Source organism: Kocuria sp. ZOR0020 (assembly GCF_000800955.1).
In the GTDB taxonomy this organism is placed as follows: domain Bacteria; phylum Actinomycetota; class Actinomycetes; order Actinomycetales; family Micrococcaceae; genus Kocuria; species Kocuria subflava.
The window spans coordinates 1-393 of sequence record NZ_JROX01000411.1; the positions used below are offsets into that span (position 1 = coordinate 1).

1 protein-coding gene is annotated in these 393 nt (G+C 63.6%); it reads right to left on the reverse strand.

Translation table 11 applies throughout. The annotated features are described in order from the left end of the window. Window positions 1-302: transposase (locus L979_RS14025; RefSeq protein WP_156125624.1), on the reverse strand; the 302-nt coding region annotated here is incomplete at its 3' end. Between the last annotated feature and the right edge of the window lie 91 nt (window positions 303-393).

Here is a 393-nt window from a genome sequence, read left to right on the forward strand (position 1 = left end):
CGGAAGCTAGCGACCAAGAGTGGAAACCTAACCGTAGGGCAGGTCAAGATGTCACCTATCCATGCGGCAGTCCCCAGCCTGCGATTCTCTTCGCCCAGGCTCTCGTCAGTGGCGGGTGCCGGAGTCGCCTTGCTTGCTGTGATGGCTTGGTTGCACCAGGCGCGCAGGGTCTCGGGGCCGCAGCCCAGCGACTCGGCCACGACTCGGATGGAGGCCGCGCGTGGTCCGCCCTCCGTGGCTTGGTGGTCGAAGACCATCCGCACGGTGCGTTCGCGGAACTCGGGGGTGAACTTCTCGGGCATGATCCGATTCTCCTTCAGGAAGCTCGGAACCAAACCCAGGGCGCTTCACCTTCGCCGGACGGTTCGAGAGAACCACTCACTGATGAGAACC